The following is a 7,382-nucleotide window of genomic DNA, read 5'->3' as shown; positions in this document are numbered from 1 at the left end:
GGGGCCTCCCACAACTGTTGGATAGGCCGAGCAGGCCAGCCCTACTCGGTAACCCACGACCATTTGTGAGTGGGGCCCCGGCCTGCAACCCCCAGTAGTCCTGAGCGGTCACTCCATACCGTCTAGCCGCGGTGGATCGTCACCTGCCAGCACGAGTCCCTAGACTCGAGGCGCCATGACTGACGCCTTCCCTGACCAGCAGGACGCCCCCCGCCTCGCCGAGACCTTCGCGGAGGTCGAGGACGCCCTGCTGTCCCGCTGGCCCGAGACGAAGCTCGAGCCCAGCCTGGACCGGATCGAGGCGTTCACCGAGCTCCTCGGCGAGCCCCAGCGCTCGTTCCGGTCGGTGCACCTGACCGGCACCAACGGCAAGACCAGCACCAGCCGGATGATCGAGACGCTCCTGCGGGCCCTCGACCTGCGCACCGGCCGGTTCACCTCTCCCCACCTCGAGCGGATGAACGAGCGCATCAGCATCGACGGCGAGCCGATGGACGACGAGGCGTTCGTGCGGGCGTTCAACGACGTGGCCCCCTACACCCACCTCGTCGACTCCGAGCAGGAGCACCCGCTCAGCTTCTTCGAGACGATCGTCGGCATGGCGTACGCCGCCTTCGCCGACGCGCCCGTCGACGTGGCCGTGGTCGAGGTCGGCATGGGCGGCAGCTGGGACGCCACCAACGTCATCGACGCCGACGTCGCGGTGGTCCTGCCGATCGCCGTCGACCACGCCAAGTACCTCGGCGACGACCCGGCCACCATCGCGGTCGAGAAGGCCGGGATCATCAAGCCCGGCTCCGTCGCGGTCCTGGCCGCGCAGACCCCGGAGGTGGCCGCCGTGCTGCTCGCGCGCGCCACCGAGGTCGGCGCCACCGTCGCGCGCGAGGGGATGGAGTTCGGCGTGGTGTCCCGCACTCCCGCGGTCGGCGGCCAGGTCGTCTCGCTCCAGGGCCTGCGCGCCCGGTACGACGACGTGTTCCTGCCGCTCTACGGCGCCCACCAGGCGCAGAACGCCGCCGTCGCCCTGGCCGCGGTCGAGGCGTTCGGCACCGGCGAGCTCGACGACGACCTGGTGCGCGCCGCCTTCGCGGAGGTCACCTCGCCGGGACGGCTGGAGATCATCCGTCGCAGCCCCACGATCGTGCTCGACGCAGCGCACAACCCGCACGGCGCAGAGGCCGTGGCGGCAGCGCTCGACGACTCGTTCTCCTTCAGCCCCCTCGTCGGAGTGATGGGCGTGATGGAGGACAAGGACGCCGAGGGCGTGCTGGCCGTCCTCGAGCCGTACCTCGAGCACCTCGTCTGCACCCAGAACTCGACGGCGCGCTCGATGTCGGCCGCGGCCCTCGGTCGCGCCGCGGTCGAGATGTTCGGAGAGGACCGGGTGAGCGTCGTCCCCGACCTCGCCGACGCCATCGACCGGGCGGCCACCCTCGCCGAGGCCGGGGAGGCGATCAACGTCTCCATCGGCGCCGGTGCCGTGCTCGTCACCGGCTCCGTGGTGACCGTGGGCGAGGCGCGCGGCCTGCTGAAGGGACGCCGATGACCGAGCCCGCCCCCGAGCCTGCACCCGAGCAGGTGCCCACCAACACCGAGCGCTCCCCGCGCCGCGGGATGGCCGCGGCGGTCCTGAGCCTCGAGGCCGTCACGCTCGGCCTGACCACTCCGGTGATGATCACGATCGCCGACGTCGACACCTCGCTTGCGCTCACCGTCGGCCTCGGCCTGGCCGTCGTGTGCCTGCTCCTGGCGGGCATGCTGCGCGCGGAGTGGGCCTACCTGGCCGGCTACGTCGTCCAGGTGGCGGCCGTCGCGCTGGGCTTCGTCGTGCCCGTGATGTTCGTCCTCGGCGCGGTCTTCGCGGCACTGTGGACGGCCGCGGACCAGCTCGGCCGCAAGATCGAGCGCGAGCGCGCGGCCGCCTGGGCGGCCTACCGCGCGGAGCAGGGCTGAGCCTCCTCGCTAGGCTGCCCCGCATGAGCACCGTCCAGCGTTCCCTCGTCCTCGTCAAGCCCGACGGCGTGCGCCGCGGCCTCTCGGGCGAGGTCCTGCGCCGGATCGAGGCCAAGGGCTACACGCTCGCGGCCGTCGAGCTGCGCACCGCGACCCCCGAGCTCCTCGCCGCCCACTACGCCGAGCACGAGGGCAAGCCGTTCTACGGGCCCCTCGTGGAGTTCATGCTGTCCGGTCCGGTGCTCGCCGTCGTCATCGAGGGCGAGCGCTGCATCGAGGGCTTCCGCTCGCTCGCCGGCGCGACCGACCCGACGAAGGCCGCGCCCGGCACCATCCGGGGCGACCTCGGCCGCGACTGGGGCGTCGCGGTCCAGCAGAACATCGTGCACGGCTCGGACTCCGAGGAGTCCGCCGCGCGCGAGATCGGGATCTGGTTCCCCCAGCTCGCCTGAGGCCGACACCCCGCGCGTGTCCTGCCGGGAGCCCGCTGGTGGCTCAGCCGCCGCCGCTTGGGGGTAGCCCAGTGGGATCTGGCTGCCAGGTTGGGTAGTCCAGTGAGAAGTGGCGGTCGATGGTCGGTGTTTCGAACCAGCTTCCACTGGACTACCGCGGCGGGCGACGAGACCGGTCCAGTTCCCACTGGACTACCCCGACACCCGCCACGCCGTCACACGCACCAGCCACACACCCCCGCGCGTGTCCTGCCGGGAACGGGCGCGCCCGCTACCTACCCTGAGTCACGGGTCGGCTGCAGCGGTCGCCCCCCTTCCCACGTACGACCCGACCTGCAGGGGCAGCAGCGGCAATGGCACACAACATCATCGGCCGGGACATGGCCGTCGACCTCGGCACCGCCAACACGCTGGTCTATGTCCGCGGCAAGGGCGTCGTGCTCGACGAGCCGTCCGTCGTGGCGATGAACACCACGACCGGCGAGGTCCTCGCCGTGGGCCACGAGGCCAAGCGGATGATCGGGCGCACCCCCGACAACATCGCCGCGATCCGGCCGCTCAAGGACGGCGTCATCGCCGACTTCGAGGCGACCGAGCAGATGCTGCGCTACTTCATCCACCAGGTCCACCGCCGCCGCTACTTCGCCAAGCCCCGCATGGTGATCTGCGTGCCGAGCGGCATCACCGCCGTCGAGCAGCGCGCGGTGAAGGAGGCCGGCTACCAGGCGGGCGCACGACGCGTCTACATCGTCGAGGAGCCGATGGCGGCCGCGATCGGCGCCGGGCTGCCGGTCCACGAGGCCACCGGCAACATGGTCGTCGACGTCGGCGGCGGCACCACAGAGGTCGCGGTCATCAGCCTCGGCGGCATCGTGACGAGCCTGTCGGTGCGCACCGCGGGCGACGACCTCGACCAGGCGATCATCGCGTGGATGAAGAAGGAGTACTCCCTCATGCTGGGGGAGCGCACCGCCGAGGAGATGAAGATGACCCTCGGGTCGGCCTTCCCGCTCCCCACCGAGCCCGATGCGGAGATCCGCGGCCGTGACATGGTCTCCGGCCTGCCCCGCACCGTCGTGGTGTCCAGCTCCGAGCTCCGCCAGGCGCTCGAGGAGCCGCTCCACAACATCGTCGACGCCGTGCGCACCACCCTCGACCAGACGCCGCCCGAGCTGGCCGGCGACATCATGGACCGCGGCATCGTCCTCACCGGCGGCGGCGCGATGCTGCGCGGCCTCGACGAGCGGTTGCGCCACGAGACCGGCATGCCGGTCCACGTCGCGGAGGACCCGCTGTCCTCGGTGGCCTACGGCGCCGGCAAGTGCGTGGAGGAGTTCGAGGCCCTCCAGCAGGTCCTCGTCTCCGACCCGAGGCGGTTCTGATGGGGGACGACTGATGGGCGCCTTCGGGGGACACGACGGGCGGGAGCGGCGCTGGACCGGTCTCGACCGCCTCGAGTCGCGCAACCGCCCGCCGCGGTCGCTGCTGGTCGCGCTCGCGCTCGCGAGCATCACCCTCATCACGCTCGACGTCTCCGGCGAGGGCGCCTCGCCGCTCGAGCCGGCCCGCCGCGTCGTCGGTGAGGCGCTCGGTCCGGCCGAGGCCGGGGTGGCGGCAGCCGTACGCCCCTTCACGACGGTCCCGGCGTGGTTCCGCAGCAAGGGCGACCTCGCCGACCAGGTCCGCGACCTCGAGGCGAGCAACGCCGAGCTCCGCGGCCAGGTGGAGCTCGCCGGGTTCGACCGCAACCGGCTCGAGCAGTACGACGGGCTCACCACCGCCGCCGAGGACCTCGGGTCCGCCCTCGTCCCGGCCCGCGTGGTCGCGCTCGGGTCCCGCCAGTCGCAGAGCTTCACCGTGACCATCGACGCCGGCTCCGAGGCCGGCATCGGCCCCGACATGACGGTCGTCAACAACGACGGGCTCGTCGGCCGGGTCCTGCGGGTCACCCGCAGCACGGCCACCGTGCTGCTCGTCATCGACCCCGACTCGACCGTCGGTGGGCGCGTGGGGTCCAGCATGGAGATCGGCTTCGTGACGGGCAGCGGCTCGCTCCGGCAGGAGTCGGGCCTCGACCTGCGCCTGGTCGACGACGCGTCCGTGCCCTCGCGCGACGACACCGTCGTGACGTGGGGCAGCACGACCGGCCCCTACGCCCCGGGCGTGCCGATCGGCACGATCACCGAGGTCTACAGCTCGCTGCGCGAGGCCTCCCAGCGTGCCGTCGTGAAGCCCTTCGTCGACTTCTCCGCGCTCGACGTGGTGGGTGTGATGGTGCCGAGCGGCATGCAGAGCGACCGTGCGGTCATCGAGGCCGACGGGAGCCTCCGATGACGGGGCTGCGGTGGGTGATCGCGACCGCCGCGGTCGTCGTCGCCCTCGTGGTCCAGGTCTCGCTCTTCCCGCACGTGGCGTGGCACGGCGTCGTGCCCAACCTCTGCCTGCTCGTCGTGGTCGCCGCGGCCCTGACCGTCGAGGCGCCGTTCGCGCTGCTCCTCGGGTTCGCCGCGGGCCTCACCCTCGACCTCGCGCCACCGGCCGACCACGTCGCCGGGCGCTGGGCGCTGGCGCTCACGATCGCCGCCTTCCTCGCTGCGCGGGTGCGCCAGGACCAGAAGCCGAGCGCGCTCGCCGTGGTCGGCACCGTCGCGGCCTCCTCGTTCGTCGCGACCTCGCTCTTCGCGCTGTCCGGTGTCCTGCTCCAGGACCCTGCGATGTCGGTCGCCGGCCTGCTCCAGGTCGTCCTCGTCGCCGTCGTGTGGGACGTGCTGCTCACGCCGTTCGTGCTGCCTCCGCTGATGAAGCTCTTCACCCGCCTCAGCCCGCAGTGGGCGACGACGTGAGCCCCTCCAGCACCCGGTCGGCCGGCAGGAGCCGGCTGCGCCTCGTCGTCGTGCAGGCGCTCGTGTTCTCGCTGTTCGCCACCCTCTTCGTCCGGCTCTACTACCTCCAGGTGATCGGCGGCGAGTCCTACCAGGCGCAGGCCGCCGACCAGTCGGTGCGCGACATCGTCGTCCAGCCCCAGCGCGGGCTGATCGTCGACAGCCAGGGCCGCCCGCTCGTGGCCAACCGCACGTCGTGGGTGATCTCGGTCGACCGCACCCTCCTCGGCAAGCTCGACGAACGCCAGCGGGCCGAGCTCGTACGCCGGGTCGCGGTCGTCGTCGACGCGACGCCCGAGGACGTCGAGGCCCGCCTCGTGACCTGCGGCGACCCCGGCAGCGTCCGCGACGTCTGCTGGAACGGCTCGCCCTACCAGCCCGTACCCGTGGCCACCGACGTGCGCAAGGACGTCGCGCTGCGGATCCTCGAGCAGCCCGAGGACTACCCCGGGGTGCTCGCCGAGCAGCAGAGCGTCCGCTCCTACCCGCGCCCCTTCGGCATCAACCTCGCGCACGTGCTGGGCTACCTCAGCCCGGTCACCGAGGACGAGTTCGACCTCGCGGCCGAGCGCGACGACCGCTCGCTCAACGGAGCCTCCGTCGTCGGCCGGGCCGGCGTCGAGAAGGAGTACGACGAGTGGCTGCGCGGCCTGCCCGGCTACCACCGCGTCGCCGTGGACTCGATGGGCCGCGTGCTGGGCGACGACTCGACGGTCGAGAGCACCCCCGGTGACACGCTCGTCACGTCGATCGACGCCAAGGTCCAGTCCGTGGTCGAGCGCCAGCTCGCCGAGCGGATCGCCTACCAGCGCACCCAGATGGACACGGTCACCGGCCGGAGGTACGCCGCCGACTCGGGCGCGGCCGTGGTGCTCGACGCGAAGACCGGTCGCGTCATCGCCATGGCCAGCCAGCCGACGTACGACCCGGACGTGTGGACCGGCGGCATCAGCGAGGCCCAGCTGACCCGGCTCTACTCCGAGAAGGCCGGCACGCCCCTGCTCTCGCGTGCCACCCAGGGCCAGTTCGCGCCGGGCTCCACGTGGAAGCCGTTCATGACCGCGGGGGCGCTCACCAACGGCTACTCGATGGACACCGCGCTGCCGTGCTCGTCGGGCTTCCAGGTCGGCAACCGGGTCTTCAAGAACTACGAGTCCGGCGCCTACGGCAGCATCGGCTTCGCCAAGGCGCTCGAGGTCTCCTGCAACACCTTCTTCTACCGCATCGGCTACGACTTCTGGCAGCGGTTCGGCAGCGACCCTGCCGACATCGGCGCCCGCGACCCGCTGGTCGAGGAGGCCAAGGAGTTCGGCTTCGGATCCCGCACCGGGATCGACCTGCCCGGCGAGGCCCCCGGCCGGATCGCCGACCGGCAGTGGAAGCAGGACTACTACGAGTCGCAGAAGGACTACTACTGCGAGCTCAGCGAGAAGCCCCAGACCGCGGACACCAGCGACTTCGTCTACAAGTTCGCCCGCGAGTTCTGCCTCGAGGGCAACCTCTACCGCGCCGGCGACGCCGTGAACTTCTCGATCGGGCAGGGCGACACCATCGTGACGCCGCTCCAGCTCGCCCGCGGATACGCCGCGCTGAGCAACGGCGGCACCCTCTGGGCGCCCACCGTCGCCAAGGCGATCGTGAGCCCCGAGGGCGAGGTCCTGCGCCGCATCGCGCCGCGCAAGGTCGGCAAGGTCGACGTGCCGAAGAAGTACCTCGACTACATCGACGGTGCGCTCGAGAACGTGTCGCGGGTCGGCACCATGGCCTGGAAGCTCGTCGGCTTCCCGATCGACGACGTGACCATCCGGGCCAAGACCGGCTCCGCGGAGGTCTACGGCAAGCAGTCGACGGGCTGGGTGGCGTCCTACTCCGAGGACTACGTGGTCGTGATGATGATCAGCCAGGGCGGCACCGGCTCGGGCTCCACGGGTGAGGGCATCCGCGTGATCTGGGAGGCGCTCTACGGCGTCGAGGGCGAGACCGTACGCCCCGCGCGGGCCGCGATCCCCGGCACCGTCCCGCCCGTACGGCTGCCGCAGTTCCTCGAGGACGGGTCGATCATGCCGCCGGTGCCGGACAAGGCGGGGGAGTGACG

7 protein-coding genes are annotated in these 7,382 nt (G+C 71.8%); all 7 read left to right on the top strand.

Going from position 1 to position 7,382, the window contains the following annotated elements:
* The first annotated feature begins 175 nt into the window (after positions 1-175).
* The 7 genes from folC to mrdA all read left to right on the top strand — a co-directional run bounded on the left by folC (position 176) and on the right by mrdA (position 7,380).
* Entirely contained in the window at positions 176-1,546 is a 1,371-nt protein-coding gene (gene folC, locus IEZ24_RS18830) for a bifunctional tetrahydrofolate synthase/dihydrofolate synthase (protein ID WP_129456540.1), read from the top strand.
* A complete protein-coding gene (locus IEZ24_RS18825) occupies positions 1,543-1,953 on the top strand; it encodes a DUF4233 domain-containing protein (protein WP_224745548.1) in 411 nt (136 codons plus the stop codon). Before folC ends, IEZ24_RS18825 begins: the two co-directional genes overlap by 4 nt.
* Positions 1,954-1,976: 23 nt before the next feature.
* On the top strand, positions 1,977-2,405 hold the full coding sequence (ndk, locus tag IEZ24_RS18820) for a nucleoside-diphosphate kinase (RefSeq protein ID WP_129456541.1): 429 nt from the start codon (positions 1,977-1,979) through the stop codon (positions 2,403-2,405).
* A 353-nt stretch (positions 2,406-2,758) separates the two neighbouring features.
* On the top strand, positions 2,759-3,787 hold the full coding sequence (locus IEZ24_RS18815; RefSeq protein WP_129456542.1) for a rod shape-determining protein: 1,029 nt from the start codon (positions 2,759-2,761) through the stop codon (positions 3,785-3,787).
* A 13-nt stretch (positions 3,788-3,800) separates the two neighbouring features.
* Complete coding sequence (gene mreC / locus IEZ24_RS18810) at positions 3,801-4,739, top strand: rod shape-determining protein MreC (protein WP_129456543.1); 939 nt, start codon at positions 3,801-3,803, stop codon at positions 4,737-4,739.
* Positions 4,736-5,248, top strand: a complete 513-nt coding sequence (gene mreD, locus IEZ24_RS18805; protein WP_129456544.1) for a rod shape-determining protein MreD — start codon at positions 4,736-4,738, stop codon at positions 5,246-5,248. Before mreC ends, mreD begins: the two co-directional genes overlap by 4 nt.
* Complete coding sequence (gene mrdA, locus IEZ24_RS18800) at positions 5,245-7,380, top strand: penicillin-binding protein 2 (RefSeq protein ID WP_129456545.1); 2,136 nt, start codon at positions 5,245-5,247, stop codon at positions 7,378-7,380. Before mreD ends, mrdA begins: the two co-directional genes overlap by 4 nt.
* The last annotated feature ends 2 nt before the right edge of the window (positions 7,381-7,382 follow it).

It is taken from the genome of Nocardioides ganghwensis, assembly GCF_014779655.1.
GTDB classification, from domain to species: Bacteria; Actinomycetota; Actinomycetes; order Propionibacteriales; family Nocardioidaceae; genus Nocardioides; species Nocardioides ganghwensis.
The sequence above is the reverse complement of the archived record's forward strand: the minus strand, read 5'-3'. Positions and strand labels throughout refer to the sequence as shown.

What these genes read in the sequence shown, in the direction of transcription:
- folC (WP_129456540.1), top strand. Translation starts at nt 176, where the DNA reads ATGACTGACGCCTTCCCTGACCAGCAGGACGCCCCCCGCCTCGCCGAG.
- IEZ24_RS18825 (WP_224745548.1), top strand. Translation starts at nt 1,543, where the DNA reads ATGACCGAGCCCGCCCCCGAGCCTGCACCCGAGCAGGTGCCCACCAAC.
- ndk (WP_129456541.1), top strand. Translation starts at nt 1,977, where the DNA reads ATGAGCACCGTCCAGCGTTCCCTCGTCCTCGTCAAGCCCGACGGCGTG.
- IEZ24_RS18815 (WP_129456542.1), top strand. Translation starts at nt 2,759, where the DNA reads ATGGCACACAACATCATCGGCCGGGACATGGCCGTCGACCTCGGCACC.
- mreC (WP_129456543.1), top strand. Translation starts at nt 3,801, where the DNA reads ATGGGCGCCTTCGGGGGACACGACGGGCGGGAGCGGCGCTGGACCGGT.
- mreD (WP_129456544.1), top strand. Translation starts at nt 4,736, where the DNA reads ATGACGGGGCTGCGGTGGGTGATCGCGACCGCCGCGGTCGTCGTCGCC.